This is a genomic window from Rubneribacter badeniensis, from assembly GCF_002899695.1.
Lineage (GTDB): Bacteria > Actinomycetota > Coriobacteriia > Coriobacteriales > Eggerthellaceae > Rubneribacter > Rubneribacter badeniensis.
Genome location: NZ_PPEL01000057.1, coordinates 1 through 21,626, shown reverse-complemented (window position 1 = coordinate 21,626; position 21,626 = coordinate 1). Strand labels below are relative to the sequence as shown.

Sequence of the window (21,626 nt, the reverse complement as noted above, 5' to 3'; positions counted from 1 at the left end):
GGTACCGGGAGGGGAGGCTGAAGGCGTTCGACGAGGGAGGGCGCAAGGTGTACGATACGATAGCCGGCCGCAGGAGGCGGCTGGGGCTGGCCGCCTAGGCCGTCCGGAAAAACGTCCGCACCCCCTTTTTGTTGCAAATGCAACAAAAATGGGCATTATTATGTAAACCTAAGCTTTGCAATAGGGTAAAACGGTACAATATCGATGAGAATCGTCGGATTTCTTACCGTAGCGCCTCCGGCGCCTCCGACATCCCCGCCATCCCCGGCACCTCCGGCATCTCCGACAACTCGCAGAAGACGCAAGGGCATCCCCACCTTGCTCAACCACGACCCTGAGCGAATCCTCTTGCATCCCCCATCATCAAGGCCCCATCAACAAGCCGCGCCCTCCACTACGCTCGATCAAACCCGAGCACCCACAGATCGCCGAGCGGCTCGACGGTCGCCCCAGCTGAACCCTCGACGATATGCAACCCGGCACCGAGCGCCCTCAGGTCGTCTGGCGTCTCGATACCCGTTTCGACTGATCACCCAAGGGCATGCGGCCCGATATCGGACAGGTCGGCAAGATGTGTCACAGCGACGACACCTTTTCGCGCAGACGCGCCAGATCGTCGGCGTCGGGATGGGCAAGGGCGACGTCGAAGTTCTCGATGAGCTGGGCCATGCGCGCCGCCTGCACCGGATGCGCCTCGGCCTGGCGCTCGTAGCGCTCGCGCACGCTCGCCGGCATGCGGCCCTGGCACATGAACGTGCCCACGATCTTCGCCGACTCGGGCACGTGCGCCGCAGCACGCGCCATCACGCCTGCGAAATACGTCTCGTCCGTGCCGAAGCCGGCCGTGCCGAACAAGAACACCTCCTTGCCGCCGAGCGAGGACAAAAGCTCGGCCATCCCGTCAGAGCAGTCGCCGCGATTCGTCCAGAAGCCCGCGTACACCCGCTCAGCCCGCGAAAGCGCCGACGCGCCCACCTCCTCCACGCGCCCGAACGCAAGCCGCCCCTCCTCGGGCAGCGCATCGGCCACGGCGCGCGCAAGCGCCTCGGTGTTTCCGGTCCTGCTGTCGTACACGACCACGTAGTCCATACGCCGTCCTTCCCTGCGAATCCGCGCATGCCGCACATCCCATCCGCGCGAGCCGCGCGCCCGTCTTGGTTTTCGCTTTGTTATACACCTCGGCATGCGCAGGGTAAACACGACGCACATGATCGCCATTCCGTCGCCGACGGTCGCCCTCCGCGCGCGACCGTCCAGCACAACTCCCAAGCGCCCCGTTCCAACAGCCGACGGGCACGAAGGCTCCATGCTATACTGTCACCGCGGAGCAACCCGAGCCGCCTCGCGAACGCTCCGACCGACGCGAGGCGATGGCGAACGCGCCGACCAACCGAGCGCGACCGCGAGCACGACCACCGACGTCCCGAGCGCGCAGGCCGGCACAACGGAAGAGAGAATCGGAACGGAAACGACGAGAGGAGCGCCCATGAGAGCGGTCGTTCAGCGCGTCAAGCGCGCGCAGGTGGACATCGACGCCGAGACGGTCGGCTCGATCGGGCGCGGCCTCGTCATCCTTTTGGGAGTCGGCCGCGACGACGCCGAGGCCGACGTCGAGCGCCTATGGGGCAAGATATCCCGCCTGCGCATCTTCGAGGACGCCGACGGAAAGACGAACCTCTCGCTTGCCGACGTGAACGGGGACGTGCTCGTGGTTTCGCAGTTCACGCTGTTCGCTACCTGCAAGAAGGGCAACCGCCCCTCCTTCACGCACGCCGGCGCACCCGCCGAGGCGATGCGCCTCTACGAGGCGTTCGTCGAGCGCGCCCGCCGCGATGTGCCCCGGGTGGAAACGGGCCGGTTCGGCGCTTCCATGGACGTGAGTCTGGTCAACGACGGGCCCTTCACGCTCTGGCTCGACACCGACGCGCTGTAACCCCTTCGAGAAGGTCGCCTTCGCGCAAGGGCATCCGGCGCGCATCGGTGCGCGCCTTTCCGAACGGCAGACCCCTCCGACGCGATGCGTTCGCCAGCCTCCCCGCCCTCCAACTCCCGCGAACGCGCCTACAACAGGGCGCGCTCCCACTCGGCCTCTTTGAAGCCCACGAGCACGAAGTCCTCGCCCACCACGAGCGGACGCTTCACCAGCATGCCGTTCTCAGCCAAAAGCGCGTACGCCTCCGCGTCCGACATGCCCGCATCCAGAAGCGCCTTCACGTTGCGCTCGCGGTACAGCATGCCGCTCGTGTTGAAGAAGCGGCGCAACGGCAGCCCGCTCCTCGCATGCCACGCCGCCAACTCCTCAGCCGTGGGATTGTCCTCGACGATATGCCGGTCGACGTACGCCACGCCGTGTGCGTCGAGCCACGCCTTCGCCTTCTTGCAGGTCGAGCACTTCGGATACTCGACGAACAGCACCTCTGCCATGCGGCTCCTCCTCGGTTCGCTTCCCTATCGCGTCGCCCATCATACCAGATCGCACCGACGCAACCCGCGTGCAAAGCCGGTGTGGCGCAACGGGCCCGCTCATCCTTCGCCCTTCCCCCGCAGACCCCTTCGATACGGTGTCGCCCGAAACGCGCCCGCCCTCATCGAGAACGACCGCGCCGGCCTTTCCGACCCATGATGGACCACCTGTAGTAAACCAGGATTGACACGAGCTCATGTTCGCCAATCCTCGACGCCCCACGGCAACCCCGCGACCGCGCCAACCGCAACGCTCCGCGCCAGCTGCGTGCTCGCGCGCCCGCGGACCGCCCCACCAACCGCGCTTCGAGAGCATCGCCCAAGCGCACATCAGCGCGCCATCCGCATGCCCGCGCGCCCGCGAATCGAACGCCCTGCGGAAAACGCCTCCATGCCGAAACGGACGCGCTCGCGCGCCCCTTGCTATACTGGCCCCGTCGAATCCCGAACGCATGCGGAAAGGACGCGCCATGATCTTCTATTTCACCGGCACCGGCAACTCGCTCGCCGCAGCGCAGACCATCGCGCGTGCGACCGGCGACATGCTCGCCGACATCGGCGCGTCGTACAAGCGCAAGGACTTCGACTTCACGCTCGAGCAAGGCGAGCAGCTCGGATTCGTCTTCCCCACCTACTACTGGACCACCCCCGCCATCGTCGATACGTTCGTCAAGCTCGCCCGGTTCCGCACCGGCAACAGGGAGGCGTTCGCTCCCGGCTACTGCTTCGCGGTCGTCAGCTGCGGCAGATTCGTCGGCAACGCCGCGCGCGTCTTCGAAACGCGTCTGCTTGCCAGCCAAGGAATCAACCTGGACGCGTCGTTCAGCGTGCGCTCGGTGGGCAACTGCACGTTCCTCTACGCGCCCGCGCAGGGCGAACGGCGCGAGCAGCTTCTGGCCAACGCCGAGCTCGAAGCACGACGAGTGGCCGAGCGCGTCAGGCAACGCGAACGCGTGCATGCCGAACACCGCAATCCCGTCGGCGTCCTTTTGTCCGCAGCCTTCGAGAGGGACGAGAAACCGTGCCCCACGGCCTCGTTCCACACGCTGCCCACCTGCATCCACTGCGGCAGATGCGCCGAGCTGTGCCCCACGAACACCATCACCCTGATCGAGGGCACGCCCCGCTGGGCCGAAATGGGCTGCACCCGATGCTTGGCCTGCCTGCACCGCTGCCCCACCAACTCCATCCAATACGGGAAGCGCACTGAAACCCGCGGTCGCTACGCCAACCCCGTCCTCGCCGAAAGGAAGGGCGCATAGGAATGCCCCGTGCTACCAGTCAGTCATTTCGTAGACGATGCCGTAATCCTCTTCGAGCATCGTGAAAAACGACGGCGCATCCATTGCCGGTATTTTCGAACGTTTGAACCCGCCCGCATCGCGCGTAATGATGTAGTCTGCTTTCACCTTCTCGGCGCATACGGCGATCAGGCAGTCTTCGAAATCGGACCATGATCGCTCTGCCGCTTTGCGAATATCGTCCTCGTCCACCGAGCACACCCTCACAAACGAGAGGCTTTCGAGAAACATGTCCTGAAGCTTCTCAGAGCCGACAGCTCTCCGCAACAGGTAGAACGCATCCGTGTACGATTCAGCCGATGCCCATAGCTCGGCATATCCCGTCATTTGCAAAGCGTTGATCAGTTCCCATTGATCGCAAAAAGGCCGCCGTGCCCCGAAGTAGTCCACGAGAACGTTCGTGTCAAGCAAGAGCTTCATACTTCTCCCTCATCGCCTCCTCCAGCAAGTCCTTGTACGACTTGCCTTGCCAAAACGATTCCGGGACAACGCATGTCGCTCGCTCGTTACGATCTCTCAACGTCTGCTTTTGCTCGTCGGTCAACCTTATGACGCGCGGCTTGAGCTCGCGAGCCTCAACCGGCAACTCCTCCCGCTCGAGAACGTATCGGTAAGCGGCATTGACCAGCTCGGTGGGAGTCGAGCCGATCTTCTTGAGAACGGCGTTTCCCTGCCGCTTGATCTCCACCGGCACGCGAGCGGTGACAATGGCATCGTCTCGCTTGCTGCGCGATCGCTTCTTGACGAGCACAGTTCCCATGCGTCCCCCTTTCAACATGATCAGTATATTGTAATACCGTATTACTTTCAAGCAAATTATTCTCGAAAATTCCCCTTGACCACCGTGTGCCTAGTGATTATAGTGTGCATATCGGGTATATACACAATGCACGGTGACCGCAAGGAGGCCGCGCGAGAAGTGCCCGATGCGGAGGAGGCGGGGAACGTGCCCGCATCCTCCGCGGGCGCAAGGCGGGACGCCGCCGAGCGCCCACCGGGCGCGCCGGGACGCCGGAGCGCCCGCGCCGTCCGCGCAGCGGCATCCGCGCACCGCCCATGCGGCGACGCGGCGCGAACGACGAAACAGCGCGCTCGCCGAAAGCCATCGGCAAGCGCGGCGAACGGCACGACGCATTGGCACCGGAAAAGGGAGCATCTTGGACATCATCATCTCGAACGCGAGCGACAAGCCCATCTACGAGCAAATCGTCTCGCAGATGAAAGCCCTCATCCTCTCAGGCGGGCTGGACGAGGGGCAGCAGCTGCCCTCCATCCGAACGCTCGCCAGCGACCTGCGCATCAGCGTGATCACGACCAAGCGCGCCTACGCGGAGCTGGAGGCCCAGGGCTTCATCGAGACGGTGCAGGGCAAGGGCAGCTTCGTGGCCGGCGGCAACAAGGAGCTTTTGCGCGAGGAGCGCCTCCGCGCCATCGAGGGGCTGCTCGTGCAAGCCGTCGACGAGGCGCGCGCCGCGAACGTGACCGTCCAAGAGCTCCACGACATGCTCGACCTCATCGCAGAAAGTGACGACCGATGAACGACCTTCTTCGCATCCGCAGCCTGTCGAAGCGCTACGACGGCTTCGACTTGAAAGACATCGACCTGACGGTTCCCGCCGGCAGCGTCGTGGGGTTGGTCGGCTCGAACGGAGCCGGCAAGACCACCACCATCAAATCCGTGCTGGGCCTCGTCTTCCCCGATGCGGGCTCCATCGAGCTTTTCGGCCAGAACGTGGGCGAGCACGCCAGCGCGAAGGCCGTCAAGCAGGCGAAACAGCGTGTCGGCGTGGTGTTCGACACGTGCTCGTTTCCCGAGGAGATGACCGTCGAGGCCGTGGGCCGGCTCATGTCCTACAGCTATGAGGCGTGGAGCGCCGCGGATTTCGAGCAGCGGCTCGCCCAGTTCGAGCTGCCGAAGAACCGCGCCGTGAAGGACCTCTCGCGCGGCATGAGCATGAAGCTGTCGCTGGCCTGCGCGCTTTCGCACGACCCCGACCTGCTCATCCTCGACGAGGCAACGGCCGGCCTCGATCCGCTCGCCCGCGACGCGACGCTCGACTGTCTGCGCGACTACATGCGCGACGAGCGCCACGGCATCCTCATGTCGAGCCACATCACGAGCGACCTCGAGAAGATCGCCGACTACGTGGTGTGCATCGACGAGGGCCGCATCGTGTTCTCCGTCGAAAAGGACGCCATCACCGACCTCGCCGGCATCGCGCATTGCCGCGCCGCCGAGTTCGAGCGCATCGCGGCCAGCGGGTTCTTCGCCCCGGGCGAGCTGCGCAGCCTGCGCCACCCGTACGGCATCGACGTGCTCGCGCCCGACCGCTTCGCGTTCTCCGAGAGCTTCAAGGGCGTCGCGCTCGACAAAGCGGACATCGACACGTACCTGGCTCTCATGCTGAAAGGAGAGATCCGATGAAAGCCATGGTTGTATCCGACTTCATGATCGCCAAGAAATACCTCATCCAGCAACTGATCACCGCCTCGATCGTCGGCGTGTTCATCGCCATCATGCTGGAGACGCCGTACGTGGTCGCTCCGGCTGTCGGCGTCATGATACCCTTCTCACTGTCCATCGTCATCCTGTCGCTTGACGAACGCGCCGACTGGCAGCAGTTCCGTCTGGCGCTGCCCCTTACGCGCGCCGACATCATCAGAGGCCGCTACGCCAGCCTGGCCCTGATCAGCCTGGCCGGGGTCGTCGGAGGGCTGCTCGTCACCTTCCTCCTCGTCGCCCTTGCCCACGCCGTCCCGAGCGTGCCGCAGCTCGCCAGCCTTCTGGTGGACTACTCCTGGCAGGCGATTGCCTTCGCGTGCGTCGCCAGCTTGGTCATCATCCTGCTCATGCTCTCCCTCATCATGCCCTTGTTCTCGCGGTTCGGCATGACGAAGGGCGTGCGCTACCTGCCGCTCGTCGTCGTCTTCGCCGTCGTCATCGGTTTCCAAGTGGGCGGCAACAGCGTTCCGGCAGAGTTACTGAGCAACGTGGGCAATTTGCTCGAGACGCCCGCCGGAACCGCAGCGGTCGCCGCCGGGACGCTCGCCGTCGTCGCAGCCCTGTACGCGGCCTCGGCCGCGCTGTCGGTGAAGCTGTACGCCAAACGCGAGCTGTAGCGCCGAAAACGCTGCGGAAAGGGAGCCTCATGAAAACCGCCGTGCTGTCCGACCTCGCCTTCGCAGCGCCCCGATTGCGCACAGATGCGATCCGGTGGACGATCGTGCTGCTGGCAACCGAGCTCCTCCTCGTCAACTCGCCGTCAACCGTGCTCCTCGTCGCCGTGCCCGAAACCCTCGCGCTCATCCAGGCGCTTGCGATCGACGAGGAGCGGTGCGGCTGGAATCGCTTGCGCCTCGCGCTGCCGATCACGCGCGCAGAGGCGGTGGCAGCGCGTTTTGCCGTCGCCGCCCTCGTCGTCGCAGGTGCCGTCGCGCTAACCGCCGGAACGAACCTCCTGGTCGCCGTCCTTTTCGCAGCAGTTCCAACCCTCGGCGAAATCGCCATCCTTCCCACCGCCGCAACCGGCATCGACACGACCATGCTCGCGCTGTGCTGTTGCGCGAGCATGTCTTTGGCGCTCGTCGCGGCGGGCATCGTGCTGCCGCTCATCGCCTGGCGCGGCAGCACGCTTGGCGCGTCGCTCGCCATGTGCGCCCTCTCGATGCTCTCGTTTTTGCTGGCCATAAACGCAAGGCCGCCTCTGCCGGCTCCTCCCGCGCTGCTCGCAGCCGGCTTGCTCGCGGTTGCCGCCGTATGGTTCATAGCCTCGGCGGCGCTCGCCACGCGCATCTTCTCGAGGCGCGAGCTGTGACGAAACCGCCCGCGAGCGTTCCGAACGCTCCCGCGTCGACGCGAAAGCCCTTTTCCTTGCGCCTCTCGCTGCACCGCCATCGTCAAACCCGTTTCGCCACAGAGCAAGCGCGCGTGGTGCCGCTTCGCAAAACCGAAGCCTGCCCGCCGAAACCCGCCGACCACGAAAAGCCACCACCTTGCAGAAACGCAAGGACGGAGCAAGCGGCGCGTAAGGCAGCGGTAAGGTGCGTCTGGTTTACTGGCTTCAGAGTGAAAACGCGTCGCACCAACTGACGAGCCCCGGTGAGGAGGAGCCATGACCGCGAAGCCCCGTTCGACCGCAGGCGTGATCGCAGCGATCGTCGCCCGCACCTGCGCGGTCGCGCTCATCCTCTGCGTCCTCGTCGCGCTGTACTTCACCGCACGCGGATTCAACGTGTATCGGGAGGCGCTTGAGCAGATGAGCCTCGACGACATGGCCGCGCGCATCGAGCAACAGGCGGGCTTCACCTCCGTCGACGAGCTGCCCGACCTCTACCTGCAAGCCACCGTCGCCGTGGAGGACCACCGCTTCTACGCGCATCCCGGATTCGATGCTATCGCCACAATGCGCGCCCTCGTGAACAACCTGCGCGCCGGCGCCATCGTCGAAGGCGGCAGCACCATCACCCAACAGCTGGCGAAAAACCAGTACTTCACGCAGGAGCAGACCATCGAGCGCAAAGTGGCCGAGGTGTTCATGGCTCTCACGATGGAGCAGCACTTCTCGAAGCGAACCATCCTCGAACTGTACGTGAACTCGATCTACTTCGGCGATGGGCACACCGGCATCGGCCCGGCAAGCGAAGGCTACTTCGGCAAGAGGCCCGCCGACCTCACCGCCGACGAATGCACGCTGCTCGCCGGCATCCCGAACGCCCCGAGCGCCTACGCGCTCTCCGAGCACTCCGAGCTCGCCCGCAAACGGCAGGAGCACGTGCTGGAGAAGCTTGTCGCCTACGACTATCTGGAACGCGGCGACGCGCGCCTCATCGTCGCACGAGCTGCCGCGAAAGAGCCCCCTGCTTGGCAAAGCGCGTAAGGCGAAGGTCGCAGCATGCCATCGGCACCCCGCCTTGTTGGACGACCGAGCGTCCCAAGAGGACCTCGCCATGCCGATTTGAGGGCTTCTCGCCAGCTCAGCGCGAGGCTTCCGATCCCGACGGCCCGTCTTCGCCCAAGATGTCGGAGGATTCCGATTTTGCCTCGTGCCAGACCTCCGATTGCGCAAAATTTTTCGTTTGGCGAACGGTTTTGCCATCCGTGCAGTCCCGACGTCCGCGCAAAGGGGCTTCGCTTTCGACGTTTTCCACGTCACCAAGATTTGCGACCGCCTCTCCTTTCCCCGATTTCCTTGCACCCGTCAAAAACCGTTCACCAAACGAAAAATTATGCAGAAAAGGCGAACGTACGACCGAACCGCCATCGGCCCACGCCCAGCCTCCTGCGCGCGACATCCTCTCGGAAAGCGACCACAGTCCGAGCAAGGAGGGCGCAGAACGGTCGCGCAATCCGGATGCAGCGGAGAGAAGCGGGGCTTCGACTGGACAAACGTCGTCGCGCCACGAAGCGCCCTTTTGCCGCCGAACCGTTATCCGCGCCTCGTCTGCGCCCTCGCCCTCCAAAACGACCCGCCCGACTTCTGGAGACGCGGTGGGCAGAAGGGACGGTCGCGAGCGCTCGGCCACCGTTTTGCTAGGATGCCCCCATGAGACGACCGACGAAACGAACACCTCCCCCTCGCGGAGCCTCCCGGCCCGCTGCGCGGGCCCGCACGTCCGCATCCACCCTCCCCCGCGCCGCCACGCGCGCGGCGGCGATCGTCGGCATCGCTGCGCTCATCTGCCTTCTCGCTGTCTTGGGAAGATGCGGCACGTTCGCCGCCGACGAAAGCGCTTCCGCACCCTACGCGAGCCCTTACGATTGGACGGCCCTCGAACGCACCGCCGACCGACTGGCTTACGTCGAGGACGGCGAGGTGCGCTCCCAGCTGGGCGTGGACGTGTCCGAGCATCAAGGCGCGATCGACTGGCAGGCCGTTGCCGCCGATGGCATCGATTTCGCATTCGTGCGCGTGGGCAACCGAGGCTACACCGAAGGAGCCCTCTACGCCGATGCGCGTTACGCCGAAAACCTCGACGGCGCCGAAGCGGCAGGGCTTGCGGTGGGAGCATACTTCTTCTCGCAGGCGACCAACGCGGACGAAGCGCGGGAAGAGGCCGATTTCGTCGTGGACCTTCTGGCGGGCCGCAGCCTCGCACTGCCGGTGGTGTTCGACCACGAGCCCGTCTCCGACGGAGCCGGACGTGCGAACGATCTGGACAGGCAAACCCTCGCCGACTGCATGGCGACGTTCTGCGAGCGGCTTGAAGCGGCGGGATACGACACGATGGTCTACGGCAACAGAAGCGATATGGCGCGCTTCTGCGCCATCGACGGCACGCAGGCGGCGGCCGAGCGGTTGGACGAGGCGCTCGGCCATCGACCGGTGTGGTTCGCCGAGTACGACGCCGCCGTGCCGAACGCGCAGTTCGACTTCGCCATCTGGCAGTACACAAACGACTGCAGCGTGGTCGGCATCTCGACCGCCGTCGACCTCGACCTGCTTTTGCCCGCCGCCCCATAGCGTGTCGCATCCGCAAGGGCGTGCTCGCGAACCGTGCAAGCGGAGGGCCGAGCGCGGACGAACCCGTCCGAGCGCCGCCCCGTCGCAACCGGCCTCGCCACCAGAAGGCTGCCCCGTCCGCGACCCGCCCCATCCAATACCAAGCTCCGATAGCGAGCAGCTTTGAAATCGGAGGCGCTCCGCTGCCCCATCCCGCCGCAACCATGAAGGAATCCGTCCGAAACCGCGAAGGCTTCGCAAACCCTCTGCGGGCGCACGATCCCTCGATTTCGGCGCGCTCGCAACGCCAAGCCGAACCCGCCTCTCGTTGGCGTGGGCAGACGGCTGTGCTACACTGGCCCTCACGCATCCGATCCATCGACGCAAGGAGTCGCGCCTTCATGGCTGGACAGTCGCAACCCTCCCTCTAGCAACCACCTCGCAACCCGCCCTTTCGTGCGCTTTGCGCGGCGCAACGCGCGCTTTCCCTTTCTCGACCGCATTTCCAACCGGAATAGGTGGAGCAACCGCCGCCGCAACCGCATGATTGAAAGCGCCTGAACGTCACTTGCAAAGGAGCCTTGCCATGAACGAATCCCTCGCGCCCCTGAGCGCAGCCGGACGCGCGCTGCCGAAGCGGTGGCTCGCCGTCGTCGCCGTCATCTTCGCAGGACAGTCGTTTTCGATGATCACCAGCTACGCAGCCGGCTGGGCCGTCATCTGGCATGTCACCGAGACAACCGGCAGCGCCCTCATGCTCGCGGCCGCAAGCATCTGCGCCTACCTGCCCCAAGGGCTCATCTCCCCCTTCGGTGGCGTCGTCGCGGACCGTTGCAACCGCAAGGCCATCATGGTGGCCGCCGACCTCGGCATCGGCATCGTGTCGCTCGGCATCGGCATCGCGCTGCTCGTCGGAGAGGTGACGTTCGCGACGCTCATGACGCTCGTCGTGGCGCGCAGCGTCGGTCAGGCGTTCCACAGCCCCGCCCTCATGGCCTCGCTTCCGCTGCTCGTGCCCGAACGGCATCTTCTGCGCATCAACAGCCTCATCCAGACGCTTGCGAGCGTCGCGGCCATCGGCTCGCCGGCCATCGGCATCTTCCTCTACACCACGCAGGGCCTGTACACCGTCATGTTCCTCGATTTCGGCGGCGCCCTTCTGGCCGTCCTGGGCCTTCTGCTGGCGAAGATACCCTCCGCGCGCGATGTCGATGCCGCGAACCAGCGCGTGCTCGCGAACCTGCGGGACGGCTGGCGCGCCGTGTCGTCGCGGCGCGGGCTGAAGATCCTCATCGTCAGCCTGGTGGCGGGAAGCATGATCATGGCGCCCTGGGGGACGGTGTTCCCGCTCATGACCTACGACCACTTCGGAGGCGGCGGGTTCGAGGCGGCGCTCGTCGAAGCGCTGTGGGGAGGAGGCATGCTCGTCAGCTCCGTCGCCCTGATGGTCTGGGGCGGCGGCAAGAGGCTCGTGCCCGTCATCGTGCTCTCGCTCGTCGGCGCCGGCGCGCTCACCTGCGTGTGCGGACTTTTGCCGCGCGAGGGGTTCGCGGCGTTCGCCGTCCTCACCGGCATTTCCGCCGTCGTCTGCGCGTGGTTCAACGGACCGTTCATGACCATCCTCCAACGCTCCGTCGCCCCTGAAAAGCTCGGACGCGTGATGGGCTTCACCACGGCCGCCACAGGACTCGCGGCGCCTTTGGGCGTGGCCTTGGGAGGCGTGCTAGCAGAGGCGATCGGCGTGGCACCGTTCTTCGTGGTCGCCGGCGCGGGCCTTGCGGCGCTCGGAGCGCTCATGTACCTGCCGAAAAGCGTGCGAGCGCTCGACGAGAGCGCGGACGAAGCGACCGAGAGCGACGGCGGCAACGACGGCATCCGCGCAAACGCTTGAGCGCCCGCACCCGCCAACTCACGTCGCTCTGCGAACGAGAGCACCGCGTGCGTCTACGCGCCCTCGACAAACCAACTTCTTAAAAGTTTTAGGAACTTGTTTCTCAAACTTCTAAAAAATTTTAAGAAGTTATGCTACGATCTTATTAAGAATTTTTAGAAGTTGGAGGACTCCATGGACTATTCCAGCCTTGTGAAAGAATCACTCGAGTTCCCCTTCCCCCGCCCCTTGCCAAGAGCGGAGGTCATCCTTACCCTGCCCGAACCGGCGCTCTTCAACTTGGTCCACATCATCACCGGCGTGCGCAGATGCGGTAAAACCTTCTACCTCTTCCAAAAGATCAACCAGCTGCTTGACAAAGGGGTTCCCCGCGCCCACATGCTTTACTTCAATTTCGCAGACGCACGGTTGAAACCCCTCGCCCCGACCGTGCTCATGGACGTCGTGGACGAATATTATCGACAGGTTCCCTCGGCGCAATCCCAAGGCGCATACCTGTTCCTCGACGAAGTGCAGGAATGCCCCGACTGGCAGGGCTCATGCCAGAGAATCGCGGAACACGAGCGCGTCACCTTGGTTATAACCGGGTCGTCCTCCAAGCTCACCTCCGACGAAATAGCGACCCAGTTCCGAGGTCGCTCCTATCCGCACGAAATGATGCCGCTTTCCTTCAGGGAGTACTGCGTGTTCAACGGTGCCGAGGTGCCCGATGGAGAAGAAACGGCGTTCTCCCCCCAAAGCGTCCTTCGTTACGAAACGCTCTACGACCGCTATCTTGTGGAGGGAGGGTTTCCGGGCATTCAACGCTTGCTTCCCGCCGAGCAGATCGACCTTCTGCAAGGATACGTTCGCGATGTGGTGGCGCGCGATGTGGCAGAGCGATTCGGCCGCGAGGACATCTCCCTCGCGAACCAGTACGCGCTCTACGCGCTGCGCAACACCGCATGCGAACTTTCCATCAACAACCTCGCCGAAGAGCTGCAGAAGGCGGGGTTCAAAGCGTACTGGAACAAGATCAACCGCCTCGACGAATTGTTCCAGCAAGCGTTTCTCTACTACACGCTCTCCGAGTACACCACCGCCCTCAAACCCGACTCGACCGCCACCCGCAAAGCCTACGCCGTCGATCCGGGCATGGCCTATGCCGTATCACGGGCCAATCAGCAGGACGTGGGCAAGCGATTCGAAACGGCCGTGTTCCTCGAATTGAGGCATCGCATGGCAGGCAAGCGAACCGAGGTCATCACCTCATACACCGTGCCCGGGCAACGGCGGGAAAAGGTCGATTTCCTTGTGGGGGACGCGCTTTCCAGCGAACCCTACGCCCTTGTGCAGGTATCTGCCACCTTGGCGCAGGACAAAACCCGCCGCCGCGAGCTGGATTCGCTCGATGCCGCTTTGGCTCGAACAAGGCTCGAGAAGGGCATCGTGGTGACGTTGCGAGAGGAGGGGCGCGCAACCGTCGAACACGGCACCGTCCGCATCGTCCCCGCTTGGAAGTGGGCTTTAAACACTTCCTCCTAGGAACACTGCGCCCCCCCTACGACCTCCGGGCGCCCCCGTAGGCGGCGTGCTTGCGGTTGCCGTAGGCGCTGCCCTTGCGCGCGCCTTTCTTGAGATCCTTTAGCACGTCCTCCTCGCTTGAGCCCTCCACCTGAACGCGCAGCTTCACCACCTGGTCGCGCAGACGGGCGGCTTCCTCGAAGTCCATGTTCCTGGACGCCTCGGCCATGTCGTCTTCCATGGACGATATGATGCGCAGCACTTCCTCGCGCGACAGCTCCGCGAGCTCCTTGTTCACCTGCTCGGCGGTGGTGTTGCCCATCTCGTCGGTCACGTAGCTTATGATGTCGTTGATGGCTTTGCGGATGGTCTGCGGCTCGATGCCGTGCTCCTCGTTGTAGGTCATCTGAATGGCGCGGCGACGGCGTGTCTCTTCAATGGCGAGGTCCATGGAGTCGGTGATCTTGTCGGCGTACATGATCACCTGACCCGACACGTTGCGGGCCGCGCGGCCGATCGTCTGGATGAGCGAGCGGTGGTTGCGCAGGAACCCCTCCTTGTCGGCGTCGAGGATGGCCACGAGCGACACCTCCGGCAAGTCCAGGCCCTCGCGCAGAAGGTTGATGCCCACCAGCACGTCGAACTCGCCACGCCGCAGGTCGCGCAGTATCTCCACGCGCTCGAGCGTCGCGATGTCGGAGTGCATGTAGCGCGCCTTCACGCCCTGGTCGAGCAGGTGGTCGGTCAGGTCCTCGGCCATCTTCTTCGTAAGCGTGGTGATGAGCACACGCTCGTCGCGGGCGGCGCGCTCCTTCGCCTCGTCTATGATGTCGTCGATCTGCGAAGCGCTTCCGCGCACGATGATCTCGGGATCCAAAAGGCCCGTCGGGCGAATGATCTGCTCCACCTGCTGCTGGCTCACCTTCTGCTCGTAGTCGCCCGGCGTGGCCGACACGTAGATGAACTGCGGCACGCGCGCCTCGAACTCGTCAAAGCGCAACGGGCGGTTGTCCAAGCAGCTGGGCAGACGGAACCCGTGCTCGGCGAGCGTGATCTTGCGCGAGCGGTCGCCCTCGTGCATGCCGCGGATCTGCGGCACGGTCACGTGGCTCTCGTCGATGATGCACAGGAAGTCTTTCGGGAAGTAGTCGATGAGCGTGTAAGGCGGCTCGCCGGGCGCGCGGCCGTCCATGTGCCGCGAGTAGTTCTCGATGCCGGAGCAGAACCCCATCGTCTCGAGCATCTCCAAGTCGTAGTTCACGCGCATCTCCAGCCGCTGGGCCTCGAGCAGTTTGCCCTCGTCCTTGAATTGCTGCAGACGTTCGCGCAGCTCGTCGCGGATGGTGCCGAGCGCGCGGTCCATCTTCGGACGCGCCGTCACGTAATGCGACGCCGGCCAGATGGGCAGCGCCTCGTATTCGTTCAGCACCTCGCCTGTGACATGGTCGATCTCGGCGATAGCCTCGATCTCGTCGCCCCAGAAGTCGATGCGCACGGGGTTGTCGGCATACGGCGGGAACACGTCGAGCGAGTCGCCCCGCACGCGGAACGTGCCGCGTTTCAGCTCGTAGTCGTTGCGGTCGTACTGGATGTCGATAAGCTCGTGGATGACGTCGTCGCGATCCATCTCCTTCTGCTTGTCCACGAACACGGCCATGCCCGCGTAGTCCATCGGGCTGCCGATACCGTAGATGCACGACACGCTTGCCACCACAATGCAGTCGCGCCGCGACAGCAGAGCCGACGTGGCCGCATGGCGCAGCTTCTCCACCTCCTCGTTGATGGAGGCGTCCTTCTCGATGAAGGTGTCCGACGAGGGGACGTAGGCTTCGGGCTGGTAGTAGTCGTAGTAGCTGACGAAGTACACCACCGAGTTGTCCGGGAAGAACTCCTTCAGCTCGCTGGCCAGCTGGGCCGCGAGCGTCTTATTCGGTGCCATGACGAGCGTGGGCTTCTGCACGGCCTCGATGGTCTTCGCCATCGTGAACGTCTTGCCGGAGCCGGTCACGCCCAGAAGCGTCTGGTAGCGCAACCCCTCCTCCACCCCACGCGCCAGCTTCTCCACGGCTTGCGGCTGATCGCCCGACATCTCGAACGGCGACACCACTTTGAACGGCGTCGTGGCCAGCCGCACCTCCGGCAGCTTGCCCTCCATCTCGATGCCCTCTATGTTGGAAAGATGCGCCATGATGCTCCCTCCGCGAATGGTTAGAAGAGCAGTCTAGCACATCTTTCAGAAAAATGAACGGATGTTCGTTAAATGAATGCGTTTTGACACAACTGCCCCCGTCAATCCAAAAGCCACCTCCATGCGGGAACCACATGGACGACGCCCTCGTCCACCGCGATCTCCCCCTCTTCGTCCAGCGTGACAACCCAGCCCTCGCGCACGCCGAGCGCGGCCATGCCCGCGCGCAGGGCAGAAACCTCCCGACGGCGCGTCTTCTCCTCCCGCATGCCGCACGTCACCTGCACCAACTCGGAGGCTTCGCGCACAAGGGCATCGCCCACCACGAAATCGACTTCATGTCGCGCGCCGTCCCGCAAAAGCAAACGCGACACCGCCCCCTTGCGCAGAGAGCCCGCATCCCGCCGCAGCTTCATGAACACCGCCGTCTCAAGCCGTTGCGCCTCATCGCGCGCAGCCGCCGACGAGAACGCCATGAGCATGCCGGGGTCGACCGCGTACACCTTGGAGACGGAGCGCGGGTTGTCGGCAAGCACCCGTGTGAACTCGTCCACTTTGAAAAGAAGGTACGCCTCCTCGTAGAAGCCGAGCAGGTTCGACAGCGTTTCGCGCGAGGTGGACACGCCCGCGCTCTTGAACGCCGCCGCGGTCTTGTTCAAGGAAAGCTCGCACGCCGAAGAGGCGAGACAGCGGGATAGAAATTGGGAGGCCAGAACAGGATTTCGCACGTTGTAGCGCTCGATGACGTCGAGGTTGACCGTGCGGTAGGCGTACTCCTGCAGAAGTTGAACCGAATCGGAGCTGGAAAGACGCTGGACGGGCACGAACCCGCCGCGTTCCAGATATGCGGAGAGCGCACGCCGCAACGACGCGCGCGCCATGGACCCGATCGCCCGTGAACCGTCGTCCAGCCGCGACCCCGTCTCGACCCCGTGAAAGCGGGCGAACTCCGAAAAACTGAGGGGGAACAGCTCGCGCGAAAGCGCGCGGCCGCGGAACTCGCTCGCCAGATTGGCCGAAAGCATCTTGGACGAAGAGCCCGTCACGTATATGGTCGCCTTCCGCGTATCGACCATGCGCCGCAAGAACGTGCCCCATTCGGGCACCTCCTGGATCTCGTCGAAGAAGAAAAAAGCACCGTCCCGCTGGGCGCGGGGACGCAAGGAGAAGAACGCTTCGACGACATCCGAGAGCAGCTGCGGCGTGTAAGGCTTGAGGCGCTCGTCCTCGAAGTTGAAGTAGAGGATGGATTCCTGCGGATAACCCGCCTCGACGATCCGGTGCATCTCCTGGTAGAGGCGGTAGGTCTTACCGCAACGCCGCACGCCGGTCACCACCGTGGCGAGGTTGCCGCGCGCCGGCTCCAGGATATCGCCCAGCGACAGATCGCGCTCGAACACAGGCGGGATTCCCTGCTCGAAGAAATCCTGTAGCTTCTCGACGACGATGGCGTTCATGTCTGGTCCTGTCTTGACGTTCTAAACGGCAAGATGATAGTAAATCTTGCCGTTTAGAACGTCAAGATTTACTATCAAGACATCCTCGCAAATCGTGCTGTTTGCACTATGCTGGTAACTATATTTATTACCAACGAAGAATTTATGGCACGAACCATGCCAAAAGAGTTTTCGCCAGACCTCAAACGCCGACAACCCCGCAGCGCGACGGACGCGCAACGGGAAGGACGGGGAGGCGAAACCCGGCCCCCTTCAGCAAGGCCCGGTCACCGCCTCTGCGCGCGGTACCTCTCCTCGGCCGCGTCCTTGGCCGGCTCCCACCAGGCGCGGTTGGCCCCGTACCAGGCCACCGTCTCGGCCAGGCCCTCGAGGAAGTCGGCGCGGCGGGGCCTCCAGCCCAGCTCGCGGCGGATCTTCGACGCGTCGATGGCGTAGCGCCGGTCGTGGCCGGGGCGGTCGCGCACCCGGTCGAAGGCGTCCTCGGGCTCGCCCATCACGCGCAGGACGGCGCGCAGCACGTCCAGGTTGGAGCGCTCCCCGTCGGCGCCGACGAGGTAGGTCTCGCCGACGCGGCCGCGCTCGAGGACGGCCCACACGGCGGAGGAGTGGTCCTCCACGTGGATCCAGTCGCGCACGTTGAGCCCGTCGCCGTAGAGCTTCGGCCGCTCGCCGCGCAGGACGTTGGTGACCTGGCGCGGGATGAACTTCTCCACGTGCTGGTAGGGGCCGTAGTTGTTCGAGCAGTTCGAGATGGTGGCGGCCACGCCGTAGGTGCGCGCCCAGGCGCGCACCAGCATGTCGCTCGCCGCCTTCGTGCTGGAGTAGGGGCTGCTCGGGCGGTAGGGCGTCTCCTCGGTGAAGCGCGCGGGGTCGTCGAGCGCGAGGTCGCCGTAGACCTCGTCGGTGGAGACGTGGTGCAGGCGCACGCCGTGCTCGCGGCACGCCTCCAAAAGGCGGTAGGTGCCCTCCACGTTCGTCCTGAGGAAGGGCTCGGGGCCCGCGATGGAGTTGTCGTTGTGGCTCTCCGCCGCGAAGTGCACGACGGCGTCGCGCCCGGGCACCACCTCGGACAGCAGGGCCGCGTCGCAGACGTCGCCCACCACGAGCTCGACGTTCGGCACGCCCTCGATGTTGGCGGGGTTGCCCGCGTAGGTCAGCTTGTCCAGCACCGTCATGCGCACCTGCGGATGATGCTCGGCCACCCAGCGCACGAAGTTGCTCCCGATGAACCCGCACCCGCCCGTGACTATGATGTTTTTCAAGGTTCCCTCCGATGCCGCAGCGCGAACGGGGCGGCCGGCGCCGCCCCGTTCGCCCCTATTCCCTCTCGCCCTCGCGGGCGACGCTTATCAGGTACCTGCCGTAGTCGGTCTTGCCCAGCGCCCGCCCCAGGTCGAGCAGGCGCCCGGCGCCGATGAAGCCCCGCCGGTAGGCGATCTCCTCGATGCAGGCGATGTAGTAGCCCTGGCGGCTCTGGACCGCCTCCACGTACTCGGCCGCCTTCAGCATGCCCTCGGGCGTGCCGGTGTCGAGCCACGCCATGCCGCGCCCCATGAGCTCGACCGAGAGCCGGCCCTCGCGCAGGTAGGCGTTGTTGACGCTCGTGATCTCGAGCTCCCCGCGCTCGGAGGGCTCGACCTCCGCCGCGACGTCGCACGCCCCGCCGTCGTAGAAGTAGAGCCCCGGCACGGCGTAGCTGCTCTTGGGGCGCTCCGGCTTCTCCTCGATCCCCACGACGCGGCGGCCCTCGTCGAACTCCACCACCCCGAAGGCCCGCGGATCCTTCACCGGGTAGCCGAACACCACGGCCCCGCCCTCGCGCTCCACCCTGCCGCGGGCGCGCGACAGGACGCGCGTGAGGTCCTGGCCGTGGAACATGTTGTCGCCCAGGACGAGCGCGCACGGCCCGCCGGCGAGGAACGCCCTCCCGATGGCGAACGCCTCCGCGAGCCCGCGCGGCTCGGCCTGCTCGGCGTACTCCAGGCGCATGCCCAGAGACGAGCCGTCGCCGAGGAGCTCCCGGTAGGCCGGCACGTCGCGCGGGGTGGAGATGACCAGCACCTCGCGGATGCCGGCGAGCATCAGCACGGAGAGCGGGTAGTACACGAGCGGCTTGTCGTAGATGGGCAGCAGCTGCTTGCTGACCGCCTTGGTGATGGGGTGCAGCCGGGTCCCCGACCCACCCGCGAGTATGATGCCTTTCATGAGATCTCCTTCAACGCCGAAGCAACGTCCCTGTCGCCCGTCCAAGTTGTCCATTGCTCGTATCTGCGCGCGAAAAACCTCGGTTGATAGTCCTGAAGAGGCTCTATGTCCTCGGATCCCGAGAAACACGCCAAATGGTTTCCTATTACGTCGTAACCTATTCCGCAAGTAAACGACAATCCTCCCGAAAAGCGAGGATTACACTCAAGCAAATGGTAGATTCCGCCTGCATCGCGTATGAACTCGAAATTGACACACCCGACAACGCCGAGTTTTTTTGCGATAAAGGCGCAAGCCCTCTCCAGCACGGCATCACGGAACACGAAAACCGAGGTTCCCGCCCCGTTCGGGGTTCGCAATAGCTCAATTCGGGGAACAGACACGACGCGACCAGAAGAAGGATGCCTCACAACATCAACAGTCACAATGCGACCTCTTACAAAAGGTTGGACAACATACCCCTCCCGAGGAGCAAAAGCCATCCATTCTGCTCGGCTATTCAGCACCACAACCCCTTCGCTGCTTCTTCCGTCGACGGGCTTGCACACCACGGGAAACGCAAAGGGGCACGAATCTCCTACGGGTTTTGCGGGAATCACCTCAACGCCATCCACACCGCGCTCGAAGTAAGAAGAGAACATCAGCTTGTTGCGACACACCTCAACCGCGCGTTTCGGTGAGAGCATGAGACGGATCCCCCGCTCCTCGAAGCTGCTTCTGCAAACGCTAAGAACATCGACCTCGTAATCCGTCAAGGGCAGTATGCACGTCGCCCCTTCTACTCGACACGCATCGAAAAGGGCCGCGACGAAAGACTCACCATCCTTTGCGGCAGGAATTTTACGAAACACGTCGACATCGATCGCATTCGCAAGCCACGCACGCGGGTTGATGTCGCATCCAACAACCCTCAGCCCCGAGCGGTGAAGCCCAGAAATCACCGCTTCCGCAGAGAAAGATCCTATCGCGGTTACAAGGGCAGTGGAGCCCTTCCCCTCTCGCGCGGCGACATCACCCGAACGAACAACGGGGCGGTCGATCATCATCCTGAAATGAATGTCGTTCGGCCTCCGATCCTCAAAAGACGTGACCCTCTCGAATCCCAGCCCGTGGTATAGATGCACTGCTCCGCGATTATCCGCATCGGTGTACAGATGGAGCCCCCGTATCCCCTTCCGTCTGCAAACGTCGATAAAATCCTCGACGAGCTTTTTCGCTATGCCGCGGCGCTGGAAATCCCTCCTCACCCCAACAAGAGCTACGTAGGCAAGACCTTCCGGAGGAAGATTGTCCGTATAGCCCGCCACAAGACCCGCAAGCCTCCCCTCCCTGAATTCGGGGACAAGCGTCGCGTAAGAGAGCAATTTCTCGGCATACTCCCCGATGTCAACCTTCTCCGAAAGGGGAACGGGAAACAAGTCATCCACATCGCAAAGGAATCTCGCCAATTCGGTCTTCGCTATAGCCACAGATGCACTCCTAACCTATGTAGAGCAGCGCTCACGAGAAAAACCTATTCAGTTCTTCATCTCTTCTGATGGGATGAAAAAACTGAACGGGGGAAATGGCAGAGAGGCTGTTCACTTCAAGGATCGTGAAGCCCTCATCCGTCGCAGCAATATCCCACCCCAAGTAATCCAAATCGCTTAGGTATTCGTGCATTTCGAGGCATTTTTCGCAAATCAAATTCCAATTCGGAACCTTGCCCGTTATTCTGACGCCCGTATCGGGATGCTCAGAGTACCGTCGAACTGCACCGTCCTCGAATCTGTACACGGCCTCTATCGATCCCTGAGAATCCACTTCCCCGAAGACCGACCCACCAAGCGTATGGCCCGTGCACCAATCTTGCCCAGCACCGCCAAACCGGACGAAGTTGAACAAAATGCGCGATCCGCTAGGAGTGGATGCTGTTTGAATCCTGATGCAATGGCATACATCGGGCCAAGCCTGTTGATACTTATGACATTGCCTTACTTCTTCAGTCATAACGAATTCGGAACCCGAGGAGATAAGCGTCGAATAATAATCGTCGGCAGCGATTTCGATGCCATTCACGACCAAAGATCCGGTTCTCTCCCCAAGTTCGACGCGCGAAAAACCTTCGCCTCCGCTACCACCCAAACGCTTTACCACGACCCTACCGAGTTTCTCCACAATCGAGAACACCCCACCCCC

The 21,626-nt window shown here is 63.7% G+C and carries 20 protein-coding genes; 10 read left to right on the top strand and 10 right to left on the bottom strand.

What is annotated here, in order from left to right:
* Nucleotides 1-576 precede the first annotated feature (576 nt).
* On the bottom strand, nucleotides 577-1,089 hold the full coding sequence (gene bilS, locus C2L80_RS09260; protein WP_103263078.1) for a flavodoxin family protein BilS: 513 nt from the start codon (nucleotides 1,087-1,089) through the stop codon (nucleotides 577-579).
* A 397-nt stretch (nucleotides 1,090-1,486) separates the two neighbouring features.
* On the opposite strand from bilS, the gene dtd reads away from it, so the two are divergent.
* Nucleotides 1,487-1,933: a D-aminoacyl-tRNA deacylase gene (dtd, locus tag C2L80_RS09255; RefSeq protein ID WP_087196025.1), complete on the top strand. Its 447-nt coding sequence runs from the start codon at nucleotides 1,487-1,489 to the stop codon at nucleotides 1,931-1,933.
* Between the two features lie 128 nt (nucleotides 1,934-2,061).
* Here dtd and C2L80_RS09250 read toward each other — a convergent pair whose 3' ends face one another.
* Nucleotides 2,062-2,424 carry an arsenate reductase family protein gene (locus C2L80_RS09250; RefSeq protein ID WP_103263077.1) on the bottom strand — a complete coding sequence of 121 codons (363 nt, stop codon included), beginning with the start codon at nucleotides 2,422-2,424 and terminating at the stop codon, nucleotides 2,062-2,064.
* A gap of 509 nt (nucleotides 2,425-2,933) precedes the next feature.
* On the opposite strand from C2L80_RS09250, the gene C2L80_RS09245 reads away from it, so the two are divergent.
* Nucleotides 2,934-3,725, top strand: a complete 792-nt coding sequence (locus C2L80_RS09245) for an EFR1 family ferrodoxin (protein WP_103263076.1) — start codon at nucleotides 2,934-2,936, stop codon at nucleotides 3,723-3,725.
* A gap of 12 nt (nucleotides 3,726-3,737) precedes the next feature.
* Here the strand turns inward: C2L80_RS09245 and C2L80_RS09240 are convergent, their stop codons facing one another.
* Together C2L80_RS09240 and C2L80_RS09235 are read right to left on the bottom strand one after the other, a co-directional pair.
* Nucleotides 3,738-4,184 carry a PIN domain-containing protein gene (locus C2L80_RS09240; protein ID WP_092199164.1) on the bottom strand — a complete coding sequence of 149 codons (447 nt, stop codon included), beginning with the start codon at nucleotides 4,182-4,184 and terminating at the stop codon, nucleotides 3,738-3,740.
* On the bottom strand, nucleotides 4,168-4,524 hold the full coding sequence (locus tag C2L80_RS09235; protein ID WP_157941056.1) for a type II toxin-antitoxin system RelB/DinJ family antitoxin: 357 nt from the start codon (nucleotides 4,522-4,524) through the stop codon (nucleotides 4,168-4,170). The genes C2L80_RS09240 and C2L80_RS09235 overlap by 17 nt, the downstream gene beginning before the upstream one ends.
* 397 nt (nucleotides 4,525-4,921) lie before the next feature.
* On the opposite strand from C2L80_RS09235, the gene C2L80_RS09230 reads away from it, so the two are divergent.
* From C2L80_RS09230 to C2L80_RS09195, 8 genes are all read left to right on the top strand, one after another.
* Complete coding sequence (locus C2L80_RS09230) at nucleotides 4,922-5,302, top strand: GntR family transcriptional regulator (protein ID WP_103263075.1); 381 nt, start codon at nucleotides 4,922-4,924, stop codon at nucleotides 5,300-5,302.
* Entirely contained in the window at nucleotides 5,299-6,189 is an 891-nt protein-coding gene (locus C2L80_RS09225) for an ABC transporter ATP-binding protein (RefSeq protein ID WP_103263074.1), read from the top strand. Before C2L80_RS09230 ends, C2L80_RS09225 begins: the two co-directional genes overlap by 4 nt.
* On the top strand, nucleotides 6,186-6,884 hold the full coding sequence (locus C2L80_RS09220) for an ABC-2 transporter permease (protein ID WP_103263073.1): 699 nt from the start codon (nucleotides 6,186-6,188) through the stop codon (nucleotides 6,882-6,884). The genes C2L80_RS09225 and C2L80_RS09220 overlap by 4 nt, the downstream gene beginning before the upstream one ends.
* Nucleotides 6,885-6,913: 29 nt before the next feature.
* Nucleotides 6,914-7,579, top strand: a complete 666-nt coding sequence (locus C2L80_RS09215; RefSeq protein WP_087196017.1) for an ABC-2 transporter permease — start codon at nucleotides 6,914-6,916, stop codon at nucleotides 7,577-7,579.
* Nucleotides 7,580-7,876: 297 nt separating this feature from the next.
* On the top strand, nucleotides 7,877-8,641 hold the full coding sequence (locus C2L80_RS09210; protein WP_103263072.1) for a biosynthetic peptidoglycan transglycosylase: 765 nt from the start codon (nucleotides 7,877-7,879) through the stop codon (nucleotides 8,639-8,641).
* Nucleotides 8,642-9,307: 666 nt separating this feature from the next.
* Nucleotides 9,308-10,225 carry a glycoside hydrolase family 25 protein gene (locus C2L80_RS09205; RefSeq protein WP_103263071.1) on the top strand — a complete coding sequence of 306 codons (918 nt, stop codon included), beginning with the start codon at nucleotides 9,308-9,310 and terminating at the stop codon, nucleotides 10,223-10,225.
* A 565-nt stretch (nucleotides 10,226-10,790) separates the two neighbouring features.
* Entirely contained in the window at nucleotides 10,791-12,095 is a 1,305-nt protein-coding gene (locus tag C2L80_RS09200; protein ID WP_103263070.1) for an MFS transporter, read from the top strand.
* A 174-nt stretch (nucleotides 12,096-12,269) separates the two neighbouring features.
* Nucleotides 12,270-13,619 (top strand): ATP-binding protein, encoded by a 1,350-nt coding sequence (locus C2L80_RS09195; RefSeq protein ID WP_087196013.1) that lies wholly within the window; start codon nucleotides 12,270-12,272, stop codon nucleotides 13,617-13,619.
* Between the two features lie 16 nt (nucleotides 13,620-13,635).
* Here the strand turns inward: C2L80_RS09195 and uvrB are convergent, their stop codons facing one another.
* From uvrB to C2L80_RS09165, 6 genes are all read right to left on the bottom strand, one after another.
* Nucleotides 13,636-15,786 carry an excinuclease ABC subunit UvrB gene (uvrB, locus tag C2L80_RS09190; RefSeq protein ID WP_092199193.1) on the bottom strand — a complete coding sequence of 717 codons (2,151 nt, stop codon included), beginning with the start codon at nucleotides 15,784-15,786 and terminating at the stop codon, nucleotides 13,636-13,638.
* Nucleotides 15,787-15,887: 101 nt separating this feature from the next.
* Nucleotides 15,888-17,243, bottom strand: coding sequence for an ATP-binding protein (locus C2L80_RS09185; protein ID WP_103263069.1), 1,356 nt, complete (start codon nucleotides 17,241-17,243; stop codon nucleotides 15,888-15,890).
* A 266-nt stretch (nucleotides 17,244-17,509) separates the two neighbouring features.
* Nucleotides 17,510-18,505, bottom strand: a complete 996-nt coding sequence (gene rfbB, locus C2L80_RS09180) for a dTDP-glucose 4,6-dehydratase (protein ID WP_103263068.1) — start codon at nucleotides 18,503-18,505, stop codon at nucleotides 17,510-17,512.
* A 55-nt stretch (nucleotides 18,506-18,560) separates the two neighbouring features.
* Nucleotides 18,561-19,448 carry a glucose-1-phosphate thymidylyltransferase RfbA gene (rfbA, locus tag C2L80_RS09175; protein ID WP_103263067.1) on the bottom strand — a complete coding sequence of 296 codons (888 nt, stop codon included), beginning with the start codon at nucleotides 19,446-19,448 and terminating at the stop codon, nucleotides 18,561-18,563.
* Complete coding sequence (locus C2L80_RS09170) at nucleotides 19,445-20,917, bottom strand: GNAT family N-acetyltransferase (RefSeq protein WP_103263066.1); 1,473 nt, start codon at nucleotides 20,915-20,917, stop codon at nucleotides 19,445-19,447. Before C2L80_RS09170 ends, rfbA begins: the two co-directional genes overlap by 4 nt.
* Nucleotides 20,918-20,948: 31 nt before the next feature.
* On the bottom strand, nucleotides 20,949-21,626 hold a 678-nt coding region (locus C2L80_RS09165), incomplete at its 5' end, for a sugar-transfer associated ATP-grasp domain-containing protein (RefSeq protein WP_204600569.1).